This is a genomic window from Streptomyces sp. NPDC047081 (genome assembly GCF_040643775.1).
Taxonomy (GTDB): domain Bacteria; phylum Actinomycetota; class Actinomycetes; order Streptomycetales; family Streptomycetaceae; genus Streptomyces.
Genome location: NZ_JBEYUY010000002.1, coordinates 123157 through 141314, shown reverse-complemented (window position 1 = coordinate 141314; position 18158 = coordinate 123157). Strand labels below are relative to the sequence as shown.

The 18158-nt window shown below is 72.2% G+C and carries 15 protein-coding genes; 10 read left to right on the top strand and 5 right to left on the bottom strand.

The features are described from left to right. Positions 1-2: 2 nt before the first annotated feature. Together ABZ848_RS03800 and ABZ848_RS03795 are read right to left on the bottom strand one after the other, a co-directional pair. A complete protein-coding gene (locus tag ABZ848_RS03800; RefSeq protein WP_360824731.1) occupies positions 3-1172 on the bottom strand; it encodes a PP2C family protein-serine/threonine phosphatase in 1170 nt (389 codons plus the stop codon). 114 nt (positions 1173-1286) lie between these two features. Then, positions 1287-2045 (bottom strand): IclR family transcriptional regulator C-terminal domain-containing protein, encoded by a 759-nt coding sequence (locus tag ABZ848_RS03795; RefSeq protein WP_360824728.1) that lies wholly within the window; start codon positions 2043-2045, stop codon positions 1287-1289. A gap of 139 nt (positions 2046-2184) precedes the next feature. On the opposite strand from ABZ848_RS03795, the gene ABZ848_RS03790 reads away from it, so the two are divergent. Then, positions 2185-3204 carry a LacI family DNA-binding transcriptional regulator gene (locus ABZ848_RS03790; protein ID WP_360824725.1) on the top strand — a complete coding sequence of 340 codons (1020 nt, stop codon included), beginning with the start codon at positions 2185-2187 and terminating at the stop codon, positions 3202-3204. Here the strand turns inward: ABZ848_RS03790 and ABZ848_RS03785 are convergent. Then, on the bottom strand, positions 3187-7104 hold the full coding sequence (locus tag ABZ848_RS03785) for a glycosyl hydrolase (RefSeq protein ID WP_360824722.1): 3918 nt from the start codon (positions 7102-7104) through the stop codon (positions 3187-3189). The genes ABZ848_RS03790 and ABZ848_RS03785 overlap by 18 nt on opposite strands. 214 nt (positions 7105-7318) lie before the next feature. Here ABZ848_RS03785 and ABZ848_RS03780 point away from each other — a divergent pair, with 214 nt between their 5' ends. After that, positions 7319-8656: an MFS transporter gene (locus tag ABZ848_RS03780; RefSeq protein WP_360824719.1), complete on the top strand. Its 1338-nt coding sequence runs from the start codon at positions 7319-7321 to the stop codon at positions 8654-8656. Further along, positions 8653-10101: an L-fucose/L-arabinose isomerase family protein gene (locus ABZ848_RS03775; protein WP_360824716.1), complete on the top strand. Its 1449-nt coding sequence runs from the start codon at positions 8653-8655 to the stop codon at positions 10099-10101. Before ABZ848_RS03780 ends, ABZ848_RS03775 begins: the two co-directional genes overlap by 4 nt. Before the next feature lie 40 nt (positions 10102-10141). Here the strand turns inward: ABZ848_RS03775 and ABZ848_RS03770 are convergent, their stop codons facing one another. Continuing rightward, on the bottom strand, positions 10142-10555 hold the full coding sequence (locus ABZ848_RS03770; RefSeq protein WP_360824713.1) for a DUF6069 family protein: 414 nt from the start codon (positions 10553-10555) through the stop codon (positions 10142-10144). 169 nt (positions 10556-10724) lie between these two features. Between ABZ848_RS03770 and ABZ848_RS03765 the strand changes: the two genes are divergently transcribed. The 3 genes from ABZ848_RS03765 to ABZ848_RS03755 all read left to right on the top strand — a co-directional run bounded on the left by ABZ848_RS03765 (position 10725) and on the right by ABZ848_RS03755 (position 13030). Then, complete coding sequence (locus tag ABZ848_RS03765; protein WP_360824710.1) at positions 10725-11132, top strand: VOC family protein; 408 nt, start codon at positions 10725-10727, stop codon at positions 11130-11132. A 168-nt stretch (positions 11133-11300) separates the two neighbouring features. Next, positions 11301-12101: an alpha/beta fold hydrolase gene (locus ABZ848_RS03760; protein WP_360825807.1), complete on the top strand. Its 801-nt coding sequence runs from the start codon at positions 11301-11303 to the stop codon at positions 12099-12101. A gap of 59 nt (positions 12102-12160) precedes the next feature. Continuing rightward, the gene (locus ABZ848_RS03755; protein WP_360824707.1) at positions 12161-13030 is read left to right on the top strand and encodes a hypothetical protein; all 870 of its coding nucleotides are present in this window, start codon (positions 12161-12163) and stop codon (positions 13028-13030) included. A 13-nt stretch (positions 13031-13043) separates the two neighbouring features. Here the strand turns inward: ABZ848_RS03755 and ABZ848_RS03750 are convergent, their stop codons facing one another. After that, entirely contained in the window at positions 13044-14756 is a 1713-nt protein-coding gene (locus ABZ848_RS03750) for an IlvD/Edd family dehydratase (protein ID WP_360824704.1), read from the bottom strand. 50 nt (positions 14757-14806) lie between these two features. Between ABZ848_RS03750 and ABZ848_RS03745 the strand changes: the two genes are divergently transcribed. The 4 genes from ABZ848_RS03745 (at position 14807) to ABZ848_RS03730 (ending at position 18106) form a co-directional block, all read left to right on the top strand. Then, complete coding sequence (locus ABZ848_RS03745; protein WP_360824701.1) at positions 14807-15631, top strand: IclR family transcriptional regulator; 825 nt, start codon at positions 14807-14809, stop codon at positions 15629-15631. Between the two features lie 26 nt (positions 15632-15657). Next, complete coding sequence (locus ABZ848_RS03740; RefSeq protein ID WP_360824698.1) at positions 15658-16518, top strand: fumarylacetoacetate hydrolase family protein; 861 nt, start codon at positions 15658-15660, stop codon at positions 16516-16518. 11 nt (positions 16519-16529) lie between these two features. Continuing rightward, the gene (locus tag ABZ848_RS03735) at positions 16530-17564 is read left to right on the top strand and encodes an alcohol dehydrogenase catalytic domain-containing protein (RefSeq protein ID WP_360824695.1); all 1035 of its coding nucleotides are present in this window, start codon (positions 16530-16532) and stop codon (positions 17562-17564) included. 140 nt (positions 17565-17704) lie between these two features. Continuing rightward, positions 17705-18106 (top strand): GNAT family N-acetyltransferase, encoded by a 402-nt coding sequence (locus ABZ848_RS03730; protein WP_360825804.1) that lies wholly within the window; start codon positions 17705-17707, stop codon positions 18104-18106. The last annotated feature ends 52 nt before the right edge of the window (positions 18107-18158 follow it).

The window sequence follows — 18158 nt, the reverse complement described above, 5'->3', positions numbered from 1 at the left end:
GGTCACACGGCCTCGGCGGTCTGGTCCCCGCTGTCGCGCTCCGCCTCGCCCACCGGGTGGGGGACGATAGGCCTGGGCACGTCCGCCTCGGCGGCGACCGGTTTACGGATCAGGAGCAGCGCCGCGTCGTCGTGGAGCCGGCCGCCCACGTGGGCGAGGAGTTCGTCGTGGAGGGCGGCGAGGGTGCGGGCCGGGTCGTCGCAGGCGTGCCGGGCGAGCCCCTCGTGCAGGGGGTAGAAAGCACGGCCGCGGTCGCGTGCCTCGGTCACCCCGTCCGTGTACAGCAGCAGCTGGTCCCCGTCGGCGAACGGCAGGACCTGGAGGCCGGGTGTGTGCCCGGTGAGTGCGCGCAGGCCGAGGGGCGGGGTCGGATCGACGGGTTCCACCGCCGTGACGGCCCCGGACGCGCGGACGAGCAGCGGGGGCGCGTGTCCGCAGTTCACCACCTCCAGCTGGCCGGGCCTCGGGTGTCCGGCGACCACGGCGGTGACGAAGTCGTCGCTGCCGAGGTTGCGGGCCAGGCTGCGCTCTATCCGGTCGACCACGGTGAGCAGATCGGGCTCGTCGTAGGCGGCCTCGCGGAAGACACCGAGGACCAGCGCGGCGGTACTCACGGCGGGCAGGCCCTTGCCGCGCACGTCACCGACGATCAGGCGGACGCCGTACGGCGTCGGGATGAGGGCGTAGAGGTCCCCGCCGATCCTGGCCTCGGCCGCCGCGGCGCTGTAGCGGACGGCGACCTGGAAGGGGCCGACCGTCTCGGGCACGGGCACGAGGAGGGCGTGCTGGGCGGTCTCGGCGACCGAGCGGACGGCCGCGAGGACACGCTCCCGGCGGGCGCGCAGAGTGCAGGCCAGCCCGCTGGCCAGCGTGACGATGGTCAGTGCGGTGAGTACGGCGGCCAGCTCGGCGGTCGGAACCAGGTCCCGGATGCCGAGCAGCGCGCCCAGCACCACGGCGAGGAGACCGACGCAGGCGACACCGCGCGCGCCGTTGGTGCTGGCGGCCAGGGCGGGTCCGGCGGCCAGCAGGGGGAGCCAGATCATGCCCGCGCCGCCGATCAGGTCGGCCAGCGCGACGGCGCCGACGATCAGCACGGGCAGCAGGGGCGTCCCGGCGGCCAGCCGCGCGGCGGCACACCTGCCACCGCTGTCTCGTCGAGCCCGACTCATAGTGCGTGCGCAGTCCTCACCTGTGTCCGGGCCGGTCCGCACGGGACGCGTTCCCGAATTGCCTGTTTCCTCCAGGAAACGGGGTCCGACCCAGGCCTCACAAGAAGCTTATTTTCAGATAGTGAGCGAGAGAGTCCTGGTCACGCGGCTCGCGGTGGGCAGCAGGCGGGAGCGGACCTCCGGCAGCGAGGCGAGCCGGTCCGCGGGCAGGGAGACACCGAGCGAGCCGAGGGTGTCCCCGCAGTAGACGGGTACGGCGACGCAGACCGTGCCGAGCGTGTACTCCTCCAGGTCCGTGACGGCCGGGGCCAGGGGCGGGTCGTCGAGCCGGCGGAGCAGCTCCGGCAGGCTGGTCACGGTCCTGGGGGTGAGATCGGCGAGCCGGTGCCGGGAGAGGTAGTCCTTGCGGGAGTCGTCGTCCAGCTCACGCAGGACGGACTTGCCCAGCGCGGTGGCGTGGCCGGCGTCCTCGAAGCCCACCCAGAGGTCGACGCGGGGCGCCCGGGGGCCGTCGACGATCTCGGCGACGCGGATCTCGCCGTCCTCGTAGAAGGTGAGGTAGGTGGCGGCCCCGAGCCCGTCGCGCAGGGCGGCGAGGGTGGGCCGGACGCGGCTGAGCAGCGCCTGCCCGCGGCCGTCGGACCGCAGCGTCTGCAGTTTGTCGCCGAGCACGAACCGGCCGTCGTCCAGTTTCCGCAGGTAGCCGTCGTGGACCAGGGTGCGCAGCAGATGGTAGGCGGTGGCCAGGGGCAGCCCCGTCTCGCGCGCGACCTGCTTGGCGGGCGCACCGCCCTCGTGCGCGCTCACCGCCTCCAGCAGCCGGAAGGCCCGCTGGACGGACGTGATCAGCGTGGGACCGTCACGCGCACCCATGACTCAAGCGTGCGCCCGGCACCGGGCGGGGGCAACGCGAGCGGGCGCGACGGAAAACGATGCAACCCGGGGCGGGGTACACTGACCTCGCCTACGAGGACCACGTCGTGCCTGGTCGCGCGGCTGTCACAGCGAGGGGGTGGACGCCATCCCGGTTCGCCCCGCCCGTATTCAGGACGTCGCGGCCGCCGCCGGCGTCTCGGTGTCGACGGTGTCGAACGTGCTCAACCGCCCGGAGCGGGTCAACGCCCGCACCGCCGAGCGGGTCCGCGACGCGGTCGCCGCCCTGGACTACGTCCCCCATCCCGGAGCCTCCGGACTGCGCACAGGCCACTCGTCCTCGATCGGCCTGGTCCTGCCGGACGTGACCAACTCCTTCTACGCCCGCATCGCCCGGGGCGCCGCGGACGCGGCCTACGACCACGGCTACTCCCTCGTGCTCTGCCACAGCGGCGACGCCCCGGAGCGCGAGCAGGGCTACTTCACCATGCTCGTCCGGCAGCGCGCCGTCGGCGCCGTGGTGGTCCCGCTCAGCGCCGACCCCACCCGGCTCACCCGGCTGCGCGAGCGCGGTATCCCGCTGGTCCTCGCGGACCGCGCGATGCCCACCCAGGACGGCTGCTCCGTCTCCGTCGACGACATCGCCGGCGGCCGGATCGCCGTGCAGCACCTGCTGGACCGCGGGGCCCGCGACATCCTCGTCGTCAACGGCGAGCGTTCGATACGGCAGTGCGCCGACCGCCACCAGGGCGCCCGGCAGGCCGTGCGCACCCACCGCGAGGCGCGCCTCGGCCAGGTCGTCGCCGAGGAGATGACGGTGGCGTACGGCATGGAGATCGCCGGCCGGCTCGACGACCTGCCCGACGGGGTCTTCTGCACCAACGACTTCCTGGCCGCGGGCCTGTGCCGCGGCCTGGCCGAGCGGGGCGTGAAGGTCCCCGAGGACGTGCTGGTGGTCGGCTACGGCGACCTCGACATCGCGAGTTTCGTCGGTACGACCCTCACGACGGTCCGCCAGCCCGTCGAGGACCTCGGCCGGGCCGCCGTCGAGATGCTCCTGGACGAGGTGGAGGCCCGCGCCGAACACGCCCACGAGACAAGGGTGTTCGCGCCCACCCTGGTCCTGCGGGACTCCACCGGCTCACTCCCCGGCATCTGAGGCCGGGATCAGCAGCGTCACCGGCCCCAGCAGCCCCGACGCGAGCTGGGAGTCGAACGCCCAGGCGGTCGGGGTGGCTTCGGCCAGATACGGGGCCAGCGTGTTGTGGACGGTCACCTCGACACGGACCCTGCGCCCGGCCGCACCGCGCAACTCGAAGCGGTACGGAGCACAGAACGCCTCACCGACGGGCTCACCATCGAGCCGCACCTCACAACTCCCGCGCACCCGCCCCAGATCCAGCACCGGATCCGGCCCGGCGGGAACCTCCAGATCACGCTCGTACGCCACACCACCGCTCCAACCGCCCAGCCCCGACAGCCGCCAGTCCCCCAACGGCAGCGGCGCGGGCACGGTCCGGACGCGCACGGGACCGCGCCAGGCGGAGCCGCCTCGCAACACGGCAGTGGGTTCGGTGACCACCTCGACTTCTGTCGGTTCCAGGAGCGCATGAGGGAGCGTCACCTTGCCGTCGTCCAGGGAGAGTTCGCCACCAGCCACCTTCACCAGCGCCTCAAGCGCCAGCGGCAGGTCGAGCGACACGGTGCCCGGCGGCACGGTGAACCGGAAGCGCTGGGCACGCTCGTGGACGTCGTCCGTGCACCGCAGCGGCAGTACGGGTTCGCCCAGCGCGGGCTCGCCGGTGAGCCACTCGGTGTGCGGCAGCGGGTGGGGTCGTACCACGGCGTGGCAGTGCTGCAACTCGCCCCACCTGCCCTCGTGTTCGACGGTACGGCCGCGCCACTCCCCCGTCTCCGCCGCCCAGCCGGCCCCGCTGACCAGCGCGACGGGCTCCGCCGCCGTCACGAGGTCGACGAAGACGGCGTCCCGCGCGGTGACACTGTCGGCCACGAGGTCGAGCGCGTGATCGCCTGCCCCGAGGGCGAGTTCATGGCGGAAGAACATCGGGACCGCGCCCCAGTCGGACTCGTAGTACTCGACCTTCTCCTGCCGTGCCACGACCTCGCCGTCGAGCAGCACGGTGACGCCGACAGCGGCGCCCACGACGAGCACGGCCGCCGTGTCCGCCGTGGTGCATACCCTGCCGTGGTAGGTGACGGCGCCTTCCGGTCGTACATCTTCGGGCAGGCACATGAACTGCGGGCGGGGCGCGAACGCGTCCGGGCGGGACAGGCAGAAGTAGCTTCCCAGCGGGGTGCCTGCGGCGCCCGAGATGGTCCGGAGCCGGTTCTCGGCGTCGGACAGCTCGTACTCGAGGACGTTGCGGGCTCGTTCGACGTCCACGCGGGCGGTCGCCAGAAAGCCGCCGGTCGTGTCCAGTCGACTGCCGTTCCACCAGAGGTGTTTGACGGCCGCCGCGCCCACGTGGAGGTCGGCGGGCCCGCGGTGGTCGGTCTCCACGATCGTCCGGATCCGGGCGACGGTCCCCTTCCCCGGCACCGGGACCTGGACGAACTCCTCGGACACCAGCCCCTTGTTGCCGAGCAGACCGTACGGCTCCGGGTGCCCGCGGCTCGACGAGTACAGCGCGACGTCCCAGTCCGCGGGCGCCAACTCCGCCTCACCGGCCAGCATCCGCTCGACGTCGGCGCTGTCCAGGGGGGCTTGCGCCTCGGCCTGCGGCGGCAGGACGCGAACCCGGTTGCCGTACGTCACTCGCGTCTGTTCCCAGGGGTGTTCGCCCTCGCTCCACGCCATGGTCCAGATCTGCGGTTCGGCGACGGACGTTCCGGCGGGCAGTGCCAGGTCGCCCCAGGTGTTGTCCAGGGTGGGGACGAGGCGGCCCTGCCAGCCGGTGGAGAGGTCGATGATCGCCGAGGGGTGGAGTGGATCGGCGGGCGTGCGGTCCGTCGGAGGGCCTTCGCGCCAGACGACGAGGGCGGCCGGGGCGCCGTTCAGGGGCACCTCGATGGTCGAGACGCCGTCGGCGACGGTGACGTGTGCGGGGTGGCGGCCGCCGGTCGCGGGGTTCCAGGTCTCGGCCTCGGCGACGGGGGCGTGGACGGTGACGGTGGAGGTGCGGGCGTAGCGCGCGGGGTCGATCTCGTGGTGGCCCTTCGGCGGATGCGTGCGGGCATCGGGGAAGGCCCCGGTGACGAGGGCGACGGCCGTGTCGCCCTGCCTCCTGACCAGCAGGGGTACGTCTCCCGTCGCGTACCCGGCGGCGTCGGCGACCGCGGTCGCGGCGGTCTCGGCGTCGGGCGCACGCTCGATGCGCGGATGGGCCGTCAGCGCCGTTACGACGGAGTCGTCGCCGGACACGCCGGACGCGTGGGCCGGCGGTCGGCCGACGATCACCACGCGTCCACCGGCGTCGAGGAGTTCGGTCAGCCGGCGGGCGGTCTCCTCCTCCAGGACGCTCGCCGACGGCAGGACGACCGCCGTATAGGCCAGGTCCCGCATCCGCAGGGCGCCGTCGTCGGTCTTGGCGCCCTGGATCGAGGCGTCGTCGATGACGTCGAAGGCGATGCGGTGGCGGTCGAGCGCGCCGATCCTCGGCCTGAGCCAGTTGTCGGTGCCGCACAGGTCCAGGTAGTGGCGCTGGGTCTCGTCGACGTCGGCGTGCCCGTCGCCGAGGCGGCCGTCGCCGAAGTGCTTGACGGGGGCGTCCAGCGGGATGAGTGCCTGCATGGTGGCGGTCGGGTGCAGGACGGCCACGTCGGCGCTGTAGGTGCCCCAGGACATCAGCGAGCAGATGCGGGCGACGGCCCGCGAGAACGCCGGGTACTGCCGCCAGTAGGGCTGGCGCCAGTCGGTGGAGGGCGGTGCCCACTCGAACCAGCCGCCCGCGGTGCCGAAGTAACTGGCGTGCGGGTTGTAGAGGTTGGCGCCGCTGCGCAGGAACGGCAGCAGCCAGTCGTAGGTGTCCTCCAGGGTGCCGCCCCAGCCGGAGGAGTGGAACGCCTCGATCCAGACGCGCTCGTGGCCGTAGAGGTGGGCCATGGAGGAGTGGACCTTGGAGTCGCCGTGGTGGTCGCTGCCGGCGGCGCCGTACCAGCGATGGGTGCGGAAGTAGTCGGTGTAGATCTGGGTGGACTGGGCCGGGTGGCCGGAGCGGGCCGGGTGGCTCTGGTCGCAGCCGATGAGCATGCCGCGCTCGTCGTGCCAGGCGGCGAGGGGCTTGAACAGGGCTTCTTCGGTGAGTTCGGCGCGTACGGCGTAGTAGTCGGCGCGGATCTTAGCCGCCCGGGAGGTGCGGCCGGTGTCGTGGAAGAGGGCCGGCAGGTGGTCGAGCAGGTCGTAGCCGCGGCGGGCCAGGAACTCCTCGGGGAAGCGGTGGGTCCAGGAGTTGGTGCCGGGAAGCTCGTCCTGGAAGCTTCCGGCGATGACGTTGCCGAGGAACTCGGGGACCCGGCGGTCGAACTCGTGGTGGACCGCGTCCATCAGGCGGTGGACCGACCGCGGGTCGAGGTAGTCGAATGCGGTGGGTACGGCGGTGACCAGCTGTACCTCACCGTCCTCGGGGGCCGCCGTACCGACGGGCAGGCGTCGGCCGTCCGTGGCGTACGCGCCCAGGAGGGTCTCCGAACTCCCCGACGGGACGGCCCCGTTGGCCGCCTTGCGGGAGCGCAGGGCGAGCCCGGCGGCCTCGGGATGCCGGCGGGTGACGGCACCCTGGACGTTGGCGCCGGAGAACCCGATCTGGTCGTAGAACCACAGGCGCATGCCCAGGTCCCGGGCGAGTTCGCAGGCGTCGGTGAAGCGGGCCCACCACTCCTCGCCGAACCAGGCGGGCTCGTCGGTGCGGGCGCCGAAGCTCGGGCCGGCCGGCGCCAGATTGATCACGACGAGGTTGTGGACGCCGCCCTGAGCGAACCGCCGCATCTGCCAGGCCAGCCGCTCCCGGGTGACCCTCGCACCCGACCACCACCACAGCGGAGTCGGGCCGAAGTCCCGGGGCGGGTCGTCGAACAGCTGCTGCAGCGCGGACGAGATCACGGGTGCGGTCCTTCCGATCCTTCCGACCTTCGATCAAAAAACGTTTTACGCCATCCGGTCGTCAACCTTCTCGAATGGTCGCACCGGAGCCTGGAGACGGGAAGGAGTGCCGCGTCCCCTTGCTGCAAATGGGCGCAGGAGGGGTTGTTGCAACGTTTTTCGAGGCCTATATTCACGGCCACTGTTCACCGTGAACCGGCCGACGGAGTCCTTCATGGTCCGAACCCCGACTGCTCGCGAACGCTCGGAACAACCCATCCCCTGGCGGCTGTGGAAGGTCGCGGCCCTGTCGGGCATGGCGTCCTACCTCGACGCCGCGCTCATCGTCAGCATCGCCGTCAACCTGGCCATCTACCGCGACAGTTACGACATGGGCGTGTGGATGGCGGGCGCGATCAGCGCGATCGTCACCGGCTGCATCGCCGTCGGCTCCCTCGTCGGCGGACGGCTGGCCGACCTGTTCGGGCGCCGTCGCGTCTACAACTGGGACATCTTCTGCTACGCGGTCGGCGCGGTCGTCATCACCCTGGCGCCGAACGACATCGTGCTGTTCGTCGGCGTGCTCGTGGCGGGCCTGGCGGCCGGTGCCGATCTGCCGACGTCCCTGGCCGTCGTCTCGGACGCGGCCCCCGCCGAGGGCCGGGCGCGTCTTGTGTCCTTCACGCAGGTCATGTGGGTGGCGGGCATCGTCGTCGTCATCTTCCTCGGCTATCTCCTCTCCGACGCGGGCATGACCGGGGCGCGCGTCATCACCGGTCATCTGGCGGTCGCCGCGCTGGTCACCTGGCAGCTGCGCTCCCGCCTCGAACTGGCCGACGAGCCGTCGGACGCGGAGGTCGCGCGGGAGGCGGCCGCGCTGGCCGCGCCGCGCGGCATCGGGCTGAAGACCATCCTGAACCGTGCCGCGCTGCTGCCGATGGCCGCGACCTTCGCCTACTACGTCACCTGGGGCATCGGCGCGAACACCTTCGGACAGTTCGGCACCTATCTGCTGGTCACGGTGAGCGGTGCCTCGCAGTCCCTGGCCACCGGGATCAACCTGGCCTTCCTCCCGATCGCGCTGGTGCTGACCTTCGTCTTCGTCCGCATCGCCGACACGCCCTGGCGCGACCGGTTGTTCTACGTCTTCACCGTCGTGCAGATCCTCGCCTTCTGTATCGCCTCCCTCACGGCCGGCGCCCTGGCCGGCATGCTGGTCTTCTTCGTGCTGTACCAGATCTCCAACCCCTTTGCCGGGGAGGCCAGTTACAAGGTGTGGTCGCAGCTCACGCTGCCCCCGGACACCCGCGGCACCACGCAGGGCCTCACCTACGCCCTGTCGCGCGGGGTCTTCGCGGGCGTCGCGTTCGTCACGCCCGCCCTGATGGACTACAGCGCCTCCGCCCTGCTCTGGTCGATCACCGCGTGCATGGCCGCCTCGGCGGTCGCGGGCGTGTACGTCATCAGGGTCCTCGTCCGGCGTGCCTCCAGCACCGCGGCCGCGCCGGCGGATCCTGGTGTGGCCAGGGCGGGCCTCAGAAGCGGACCTTCGAAGGAGCACCCAGCGTCATGACCACCGCCGAACCCTCCCTGTCCCTGGCGGAGTTGCTCCCCCCGGTGACCCGCCGCCGTACGCGCGTGGGTCTGGTGGCCGGCGGACTCGGCACGTACTGGCCGCAATTCCCGGAGCTGCTGCCGCAGTTGAAGGAATCGGCCGCGTACGTCACCGAACGCCTGCAGGCGATGGACGCCGAGGTGACCGATGCCGGCTTCGTGTCCGACGCACAGGAGGGCGCGATCGCCGCAGAGCGACTCCGGCGGGCGGACTGCGACTTGATCGTGCTGTTCCTGACGACGTATCTGACCTCGTCGATGGTCCTGCCGATCGCGCAGCGCTCGCACACCCCGGTGCTGGTCATCGATCTCCAGCCGTCGGAGCGGATGGACCACGCCAATTTCGACACGGGCGCCTGGCTGGCGTACTGCGCGCAGTGCTCGGTGCCGGAGGTGGGCAACGTGTTCCGCCGGGCCGGTATCCCCTTCCGGTCGGTCTCGGGCTGGCTGCGGCAGGAGTCCGCGTGGCGGCGCGTCGAGCAGTGGATCCGCGCGGCGCACATCCGCGCGGCGCTCCGGCACGCCCGGCACGGGCTGATGGGCCACCTGTATCCCGGCATGCTGGACGTGTCCACCGATCTGACGCTGCTGCCGGCCACCTTCGGTTCGCATGTCGAGGTGCTGGAGTTCGACGATCTGCGGCACCGGGTGGAGCGGGTGACCGAGGCGGAGACCCGCGAGCGCATGGCGCTGGCCCGGCAGGTCTTCACCCTCGACGAGAGTGTGGTGGACGAGGACTTCGCGTGGGGAGCTACGGTGTCGGTCGCGCTGGACCGGCTGGTCGAGGACTTCGGCCTCGACACCCTCGCCTACTACCACCGCGGCCTGGACGGAGAGCTCCACGAGCGGCTCGGCGCGGGCATGATCCTGGGCGCCTCCCTGCTCACCGCCCGGGGCGTGCCCGCCGCCGGCGAGTACGAACTGCGCACCAGTGTCGCCCAGTTGGCCTCCCAGAGCGTCGGCGCCGGGGGCTCGTTCACCGAGATCCAGGCCCTCAACTTCGAGGACGGCGTGGTGGAGATGGGCCACGACGGGCCCGCCCACCTCGCGGTCAGCGCCCGCGACCCGCTGCTGCGCGGCCTGGGCGTCTACCACGGCAAGCGCGGCTGGGGCGTGAGCGTGGAGTTCGACGTCCAGCAGGGGCCGGTCACCCTGCTCGGCCTCGGCCAGGACGCGGACGGCAGCCTGTCGTTCGTCACGTCCGAGGGCACGGTCGTCCCCGGCCCGCTGCTGGAGATCGGCAACACCACCAGCCGCGTGGACTTCGGCCGGGACCCGGGCGAGTGGGTCGACGCGTGGAGCGCGACCGGCGTCGGCCACCACTGGTCCCTCGCCGTCGGCCACCGCACGGCCGGCTTCCGGGCCGCGGCGAGCCTGCTCGGCATCGACCACCGGGAGGTGTGACCGGGCCCGGGCCTCGCGCCGGAACCGAAGACGGCGGGAACTACGACAGCGGCATGACCTTGCGGTAGGCGAACACCGCGACGGCGGCCACCGAGACGTGCATCAGCAGCAGCGCCATGACACCGATCGCGCCGCCGTCGCCGAAGAGCAGGAAGTCCGGCACGAAGGACACCACGACGACGGCCGGCACCAGCCACCGCACCAGCGCCTCGGGATCCTTCGACACCTTGCGCACGATCACCCACCCGACGGCACCCGCCACCACGCCGACCGCCGTGAGGAAGATGTACGACGACGCCTTCAGCGGCCGGAAGTCGTCGGGCGCGCCCGCGGCCAGGGCGAGGAGCGCGAGCACCGCGTCCGCCACGGAGGCCGCGACGATCGCGGCGAGCACACCTCCCGCCACCACGAGCGGACCACGGCGGACGGCGACGGCGTCAGAGGCAACAGACATGGCAACTCCAAGAGGGCGACCGCGGAGGGCTCCGCCGATCTGTTTGAAGAATCAAGCGAAAGCATGACGGAGTCAGCTTGAAGTTTCAAGCACAGCCCGGCAGGCCGTTGTCAGTGCCCCGCGCTACTGTGCACGAATCGGACCATTCACACGCCTACCGGAGGTTCGCATGGCCTCGCGACTGAACCCGTACATCAGCTTCGGCGGCGATGCCCGCCAGGCCCTGGAGTTCTACAAGGAGGTCTTCGGCGGCACGCTGACGATCAACACCTTCGGCGAGTTCGGCCAGAAGGACGCCCCGTTCGCCGACAAGATCATGCACGGCATGCTGGAGACCCCGAGCGGCTTCACCCTGATGGGCGCGGACAACCCGCCGGGCATGGACCGCACGGTCGGCAACAACATCACGGTGAGCCTCAGCGGTGACGACGACACCGAACTGCGCGGCTACTGGGAGAAGTTGTCGGCCGACGGCACGGTGGCCGTCCCCCTCGACAAGCAGATGTGGGGCGACGTGTTCGGCATGTGTACCGACCGCTTCGGCATCCCCTGGATGGTCAACATCAGCCAGTCCTAGTGCCGGCCGCGACCGCGAGGCCGAAGCCGATCAGCACCAGACCCGTCGTGCGCCCGACCGCGCGACGGGTCGGCGGCTTTTCCGGGGGCGGGCCGGAGGACCGCCCCCGACCCTCCCCCTGTGCCCACGCACGACCCCGACACCGAGTACCGCCCCGGAGACGAACCGATGACCGACACCGCCCGCCGGCGACACGCCCTCGCGCACGCCCAGGACGGCACCGCACTCGCGTACCAGGTGGAAGGGGACGGGTATCCCCTGGTACTGCTCGCCGGGCAGGCGAACAACCACCGCTGGTGGGACGGTATCCGCGAGGACTTCCACGCCACGCACCGCACCATCACCATGGACCACCGCGGCACCGGCGACAGCGGAAAGCCCCAGCAGGGCTACTCCACAAGGCAGTTCGCCCACGACGTGATCGCGGTCCTCGACGACCTCGGGATCGAGCGGGCCGACGTGTACGGCACCTCGATGGGCGGGCGGGTCGCCCAGTGGGTGGCGGCCGACCGTCCCGGTCGGGTCCGCCGGCTGGTCCTGGGCTGCACCTCCCCCGGCGGCCCGCACGCCGTCGAACGGGACGCCTCCGTGCGGCGCACCCTCGCCCAGCCGGATCCGCGGGCGGTCCGCGAGGCGCTGATCGACCTGATGTACACACCGGAGTGGACGGCCGCGCACCCGGGCCCGTACACCACGCTCGGCGATCCGGACATGCCCGCGCCCGCTGTCCGGGGCCACCTGGTGGCGAGCAACCGGCACGACGCCTGGGAGGTGCTGCCGGGCATCGCCGCCCCGACGCTGATTCTCCACGGCGACGAGGACCGGCTCACCCCGGCCGACAACGTCCCCCTGCTCGCCGCCCGCATCCCTGACGCCCGTACGCATGTCTTCCCCGGCGCCCGCCACGCCTACTTCGAGGAATGCCGGCCGGAAGCCGCCATGCTGGTGACGGAGTTCCTGCACGGCTGACGCCCCCTCCACGTGCGACCCACCAGCCCTGCCCCGACCGACCAGCCCAGGAGGACACGATGCCCATGCCCGCCTCTCTCGCCTCCCACGTGGAGTCCTGGCAGCCCGAACCGGTCACCGACCAGGACGCCCTGCCGCCCGGCCCGGCGGCGGCCCTGTCCGCGGTCCTCGATCTGCCCGAGGCCGCCGCCGGGCACGGTGACCCGCTGCCGCCGCTGTGGCAGTGGCTGTACTTCCTGCACTGGGCCCCGCAGCAGGCCCTCGGCCCGGACGGGCATCTGAGCGACGGCCGCTTCCTGCCACCGATCCCCGAGCGCCGGCGCATGTTCGCCGGTGGCCGGTCCGAGATCTTCGAGCCGCTGCGCCTGGGCGAACCGGCCCGGCGCGTCAGCAGTCTGGCCGCCGTCACCCCCAAACAGGGCCGCAGCGGCGAGCTGCTGTTCGTCACCGAACGCCAGGAGTTCCGGCAGCACGGGCGCACGTGCCTGGTCGAGGAGCAGGACATCGTCTACCGGTCCGGCGAGGGCTCCGCGCCGAGCCATCCGGAAGCGGTCGACGACACCTCCGTACCGGAGCCGGAAGGCCCGTGGCGGCTGCGCCTTCAGCCCGACGAGCGGCTGCTGTTCCGGTTCAGCGCGCTCACCGCCAACGCCCATCGGATCCACTACGACACCCCGTACTGCCGTGCCGTCGAGGGCTATCCCGGCCTGGTCGTGCACGGGCCACTGCTGGCGCTGCTGATGCTGGACCTGGTCCGCCGCAACGCTCCGGAGCGTCAAGTGCGGTCGCTGTCCTACCGGTTGCACCGCCCGGCGTTCGTCGGCGAGCACCTCCTGGCCGACGGCGCCCTCACCGGCGGAGGGGCCGGCCTGCGCATCGCCACCCACCGTGAGCCGAGGCATGCCACCGCCGAGGTGACCTTCGGCTGAGCCCCCGCCTTGGTCAGTGCGACTCCCGGCTCACCTCCGACCCGCTGGAGCCGACCAGGAAGTCGAGGTCGGCGCCGGTGTCGGCCTGGAGGACGTGGTCGACGTAGAGGCGTTCCCAGCCGCGCCGGGGGTCGGCGAAGGCGGTGACGGTGGCCTTGTCCGGGGTTCTGCGGGCGAGTTCGGCGGCGGGTACGTCCACGTCGATACGGCGGGAGTCGACGTCGAGGACGACGAAGTCCCCGGTGCGGACCAGCGCGAGGGGGCCGCCGGCCGCTGCTTCCGGGGCCACGTGCAGGACGACCGTGCCGTACGCGGTGCCGCTCATCCGGCCGTCGCAGACGCGGACCATGTCGCGGACGCCCTGTTCGAGCAGCTTCCTCGGCAGCGGCATGTTCGACACCTCGGGCATGCCCGGGTAGCCCTTGGGGCCGCAGCCGCGCAGGACCAGCACCGAGTCGACGTCGACGTCCAGGTCCGGGTCGTCGACGCGGGCGTGGAAGTCCTCAATGGAGTCGAACACCACGGCCCGGCCCCGGTGTCGGAGGAGGCGTGGGGAGGCGGCGGCCGGTTTGATGAGTGCCCCGTCCGGGGCGAGGTTGCCGCGCAGGACGGCGATGCCGCCCTCGGCGACCAGCGGCTCGGCACGGGTGCGGATGACTTCGGTGTCCCAAATGGGGGCGTCCTCAAGGTAGTTGACCAGGGGCTCGCCGGTGACGGTCAGGGCGTCGGGGTCCAGCAGGTCGCGCACCTCGCGCAGGACGGCGAGCAGGCCGCCGGCGCGGTGGAAGTCCTCCATGAGGAAGCGGCCGGCCGGCTGGAGGTCGACGAGCACCGGTACCCGGGAGCCGATGCGGTCGAAGTCGTCGAGCGACAGGTCGATCCCCAACCGGCCCGCGATCGCCAGGAGATGGACCACCGCGTTGGTCGAGCCGCCGACGGCGGCCAGCGCCACGATCGCGTTGTGGAAGGACGCCCGGGTGAGGAAGGTGCCCGGCCGCCGGTCGGCACCGACCATGTCCACCGCGAGCCGGCCGGCGCCGTGCGCCGCTTGCAGAAGTCGGCTGTCGGGAGCGGGAGTTCCGGCCGTGCCGGGGACGACCGTGCCCAGCGCCTCGGCGACCAGGGCCATCGTCGAGGCGGTTCCCATGGTGTTGCAGTGGCCGCGGCTGCGGATCATCGCCGACTCGGACCGCGTGAACTGCTCCTGCGAGAGGGTGCCGGCCCGCACCTCCTCCGACAGCCGCCACACGTCCGTACCGCAGCCAAGGGGCGTGCCGCGGAAGGTCCCGGTCAGCATCGGACCGCCGGGCACCACCACCGCTGGCAGATCGACCGAGGCGGCGGCCATCAGCAGCGACGGGATCGTCTTGTCGCAGCCGCCCAGCAGGACCACGCCGTCGACGGGGTTGGCCCGCAGCATCTCCTCCGTGGCCATGGCGGCCATGTTGCGCCAGAGCATGGCGGTGGGCCGTACGTTCGTCTCGCCGAGCGACACCACGGGCAGGTCCAGCGGGATCCCGCCCGCCTCGTAGACACCGTTGCGGACCGAGCCGGCGACCTCGTCGAGGTGCGCGTTGCACGGGGTCAGATCGGACGCGGTGTTGGCGATGGCGATCTGCGGCCGTCCGGTGAAGGCGTCGCCGGGCACGCCCCGCCGCATCCACGCCCGGTGGATGTAGGCGTTGCGGTCCTGGCCTCCGTACCACTGAGCGCTGCGGAGCGTCACCCTTGAGCCCCTTCCGACAATCGGTACGACGGTCTAAATTCTGGAACGTCATGGAGCATACGCAGGCGTACGACGGGCCGACAGACCCCGGCGAGGACGGCCCGACGGGCGCCGGGAGCAGCCGACTTGTGGGGTCGGACCGGGTGCTCGCGGTCCTCAAGGAGCTCGCGCGCCATCCCGACGGGGTGGGCCTGGAGGAGCTCACCCGGGTGATCGGCAGCCCGAAGCCGACCGTGCACCGCGCGCTGGGTGCGCTGCGCCGGGCGGGTCTGGCCGACCAGGACGGCCGCGGCCGCTATCTGCTCGGCGACGAGTTCCTGCGCATGGCCTTCGCCCATCACGAGGCCCGGCCCGATCACGTGCGGATCCGGCCGGTGCTCGACGCGCTGGCCGACCGGTTCGGCGAGACCGCGCACTACGCGGTGCTGGAGGGCCGTGAGGTCGTCTACCGCGCCAAGGTCGACCCGCCCACCGGCGCCGCGCGGCTCACGTCGACGATCGGCGGGCGCAACCCCGCCCACGCCACGGCCGTCGGAAAGCTGCTGCTGGCACGGCAGTTGGGGTCGGTGGCGGAGGTCGAGGCGTGGATCGCCGACGCCCCCTTGCAGCGCCGAACGCCACGGACCCGGTGCACAGCGGCCGAGCTGTACGGGGAGCTGGAGGCCACCCGTGTGCGGGGCTACGGCGTCGACGACCAGGAGAACGAGCCCGGGGTCACCTGCCTCGCCCTGCCCGTGTTCCTCACCTCGCCCACGGCCCCGTCCGGCGCGGTCAGCGTCAGCGCGCTCGCCTACCGGACACCCCTGGCCGACCTCGTCGACGCGCTCGACGAGATCCGCGCCCTCCTCGGCCCCCTCGCCGGACCCCGCACCTGAGACCCCCCGACCCTGGAGACAGACCCGTGCACCTCATGCGCATCGGCGCCCCCGGCGCCGAGAAGCCCGTCGTCCGTATCGACGACGAGACCTACGTCGAACTCTCCGACGTCGTACCGGACTTCGACGAGGCGTTCTTCGCCTCGGACGGCATCGACCGCGTACGCCCCGTCGTGGCCGAGCGGTTGGCCGCGGGCCGGGTGTCCCGCTTCGCCGGGGAGCGCGTGGGCGCACCCATCGCACGCCCGCACCAGATCCTGTGCATCGGCCTCAACTACCGTGACCACGCGGCCGAGAGCGGCATGCCCGTCCCCGACGAGCCGATCCTGTTCACCAAGTCGCCCAACACACTGGTCGGCCCGGACGACGACGTGCGCATCCCGCGCGGCTCGACGAAGACCGACTGGGAGGTCGAGCTCGGCATCGTCATCGGCCGGCGCACGAGCTACCTCGACTCGGTCGACGAGGCCCGTGCGGCCGTCGCCGGGTATCTCGTCGTCAACGACGTCAGCGAGCGCTCCTTCCAGCTGGAGCACGGCGGGCAGTGGGCCAAGGGCAAGTCCGCCGAGACCTTCAACCCGGCCGGACCCTGGCTCGCCACACCGGACGAGATCGACGACGTACTCGCCCTGGACATGTGGCTCGACGTCAACGGGGTGCGCCGGCAGAGCGGCAGCACCAAGACCATGATCTTCGACCCGTACTTCATCGTGCACTACCTGAGCCAGTTCCTGGTCCTGGAGCCCGGCGACCTGATCAACACAGGCACCCCGCCCGGCGTCGGCATGGGCCTCACCCCGCCCGTCTATCTCCAGCCGGGCGACGTCATGGAACTGGGCATCAGCCACCTCGGCACCCAACGCCAGCGCGTGCTCGCGCCCCGGTGAGCGCCCGCCTCATGCGCGCCTTCGTGCTGACCTCCCCCGGCGCCTGGGAGGTCCAAGACCTCCCGGCGCCGGTGGCCGGGCCCGGCGAGGTCGTGGTCGACGTCGAACGCGTCGGCGTGTGCGGCACCGACGTCGAGTTCTTCACCGGCGCCATGGCCTACCTCCACCAGGGCCACTCCGCCTACCCGATGCAGCCGGGCCACGAGTGGGCCGGGCGGGTGGCGGCCGTCGGCGACGGGGTCGACGCGGGCTGGCTCGGCCGTCGCGTCATGGGCGACACGATGCTCGGCTGCGGCAACTGCCGCCGCTGTCTGCGGGACCGGCAGCACCTGTGCGAGAAGCGGCGCGAAGTCGGCATCCGGGGCGGGCAGTCGGGCGCGCTGGCCGAGCAACTCGCCGTACCCGCCGCCTCGTTGCACGCCCTGCCCGACTCCGTCGACGCCGTCCTCGGCGCGCTGGTGGAACCGGGCGGCAACGCCCTGCGCGCCGCACGGGCCGCCGCACCGCGCCCCGGCGACCGCGTCCTGGTCCTCGGCCCGGGCACGATCGGCCTGTTGGCCGCGATGTTCCTGCGCGCGGCCGACGCGGAGGTGCACCTGATGGGTGCGACCGAGGACTCGCTCGCCTTCGCCCGCGGCCTGGGCTTCGAGCACGTGTGGGCGGAGGACTCCGTCCCGGACCTGCCCTTCGACGCCGTGGTCGACGCCTCGAACGCCGCCCATCTGCCGGGCAGCGCACTGGAGTTGGTGGAGCCGGGCGGCCGCCTGGTCTACATCGGCCTGGCCGGCGAGCCCAGCCGGATCGACACCCGCACCCTCGCCCTCAAGGACGTGACGGCGGTGGGCATCCTCTCCGGCTCCCCCGGCCTGGACGCCACCATCCAGGCCTACGCGACCGGCACGGTCGACCCGCGCCCCCTGGTCGCCACCACCGTGGGCCTGACGGAGGTCGGCCCCGTCCTGGCGGGCGAGCGCCCGCCCGGCGCCGGCCGGGGACCCAAGATCCACGTCGATCCGCGGCCCGCCATGGCGAAGGGTGCGTGGTGAGCGACTGCGATACTTCGATCATGGAAACCATGGATACGGCCGCGCAGGCCGACGACGGCATACGACCCGCCCCAGCAGCAGCACGGGCGGGCTCGGACGGCCCCCTCGCCTGGACCCTGCGCCCCGCGCGGCCGGAGGACATGGAGCCGATCGTCGAGCTGCGGGCGATCGTGATGCGCCCGGACCTGGAGCGGCTGGGCCGCTTCGACGAGCACCGGGTCCGCCAGCGGTTCCGCGACTCCTTCATCCCCGAGCACGCGTCCGTCGTCCTGGTCGACGGCGCCTTCGCGGGCTGTGTCGCCCTGCGCCCGGCTGAGGACGAGCACTGGCTGGAGCACTTCTTCATCGCGCCCGAGGTCCAGGGCCGGGGCCTCGGATCGGCGGTCCTGCGCACCCTGCTGAAGCAGACCGACACCGACGACGTGACCGTCCGCCTGAACGTCCTCCAGGGCAGCGCCGCCCGCCGCCTGTACGAGCGCCACGGATTCACCCTGGAACGGCAGGACCCTGTCGACGTGTTCATGGTGCGCCGCCCGAGCTGAGCTCCCACGGGCTGCGAACAGAAAGCCATCGAGCCGATTACGTCGGTTCGCT

What these genes read in the sequence shown, in the direction of transcription:
- ABZ848_RS03800 (WP_360824731.1), bottom strand. Translation starts at nt 1,172, where the DNA reads ATGAGTCGGGCTCGACGAGACAGCGGTGGCAGGTGTGCCGCCGCGCGG.
- ABZ848_RS03795 (WP_360824728.1), bottom strand. Translation starts at nt 2,045, where the DNA reads ATGGGTGCGCGTGACGGTCCCACGCTGATCACGTCCGTCCAGCGGGCC.
- ABZ848_RS03780 (WP_360824719.1), top strand. Translation starts at nt 7,319, where the DNA reads ATGGTCCGAACCCCGACTGCTCGCGAACGCTCGGAACAACCCATCCCC.
- ABZ848_RS03775 (WP_360824716.1), top strand. Translation starts at nt 8,653, where the DNA reads ATGACCACCGCCGAACCCTCCCTGTCCCTGGCGGAGTTGCTCCCCCCG.
- ABZ848_RS03770 (WP_360824713.1), bottom strand. Translation starts at nt 10,555, where the DNA reads ATGTCTGTTGCCTCTGACGCCGTCGCCGTCCGCCGTGGTCCGCTCGTG.
- ABZ848_RS03765 (WP_360824710.1), top strand. Translation starts at nt 10,725, where the DNA reads ATGGCCTCGCGACTGAACCCGTACATCAGCTTCGGCGGCGATGCCCGC.
- ABZ848_RS03760 (WP_360825807.1), top strand. Translation starts at nt 11,301, where the DNA reads ATGACCGACACCGCCCGCCGGCGACACGCCCTCGCGCACGCCCAGGAC.
- ABZ848_RS03755 (WP_360824707.1), top strand. Translation starts at nt 12,161, where the DNA reads ATGCCCATGCCCGCCTCTCTCGCCTCCCACGTGGAGTCCTGGCAGCCC.
- ABZ848_RS03745 (WP_360824701.1), top strand. Translation starts at nt 14,807, where the DNA reads ATGGAGCATACGCAGGCGTACGACGGGCCGACAGACCCCGGCGAGGAC.
- ABZ848_RS03735 (WP_360824695.1), top strand. Translation starts at nt 16,530, where the DNA reads ATGCGCGCCTTCGTGCTGACCTCCCCCGGCGCCTGGGAGGTCCAAGAC.
- ABZ848_RS03730 (WP_360825804.1), top strand. Translation starts at nt 17,705, where the DNA reads ATGGAGCCGATCGTCGAGCTGCGGGCGATCGTGATGCGCCCGGACCTG.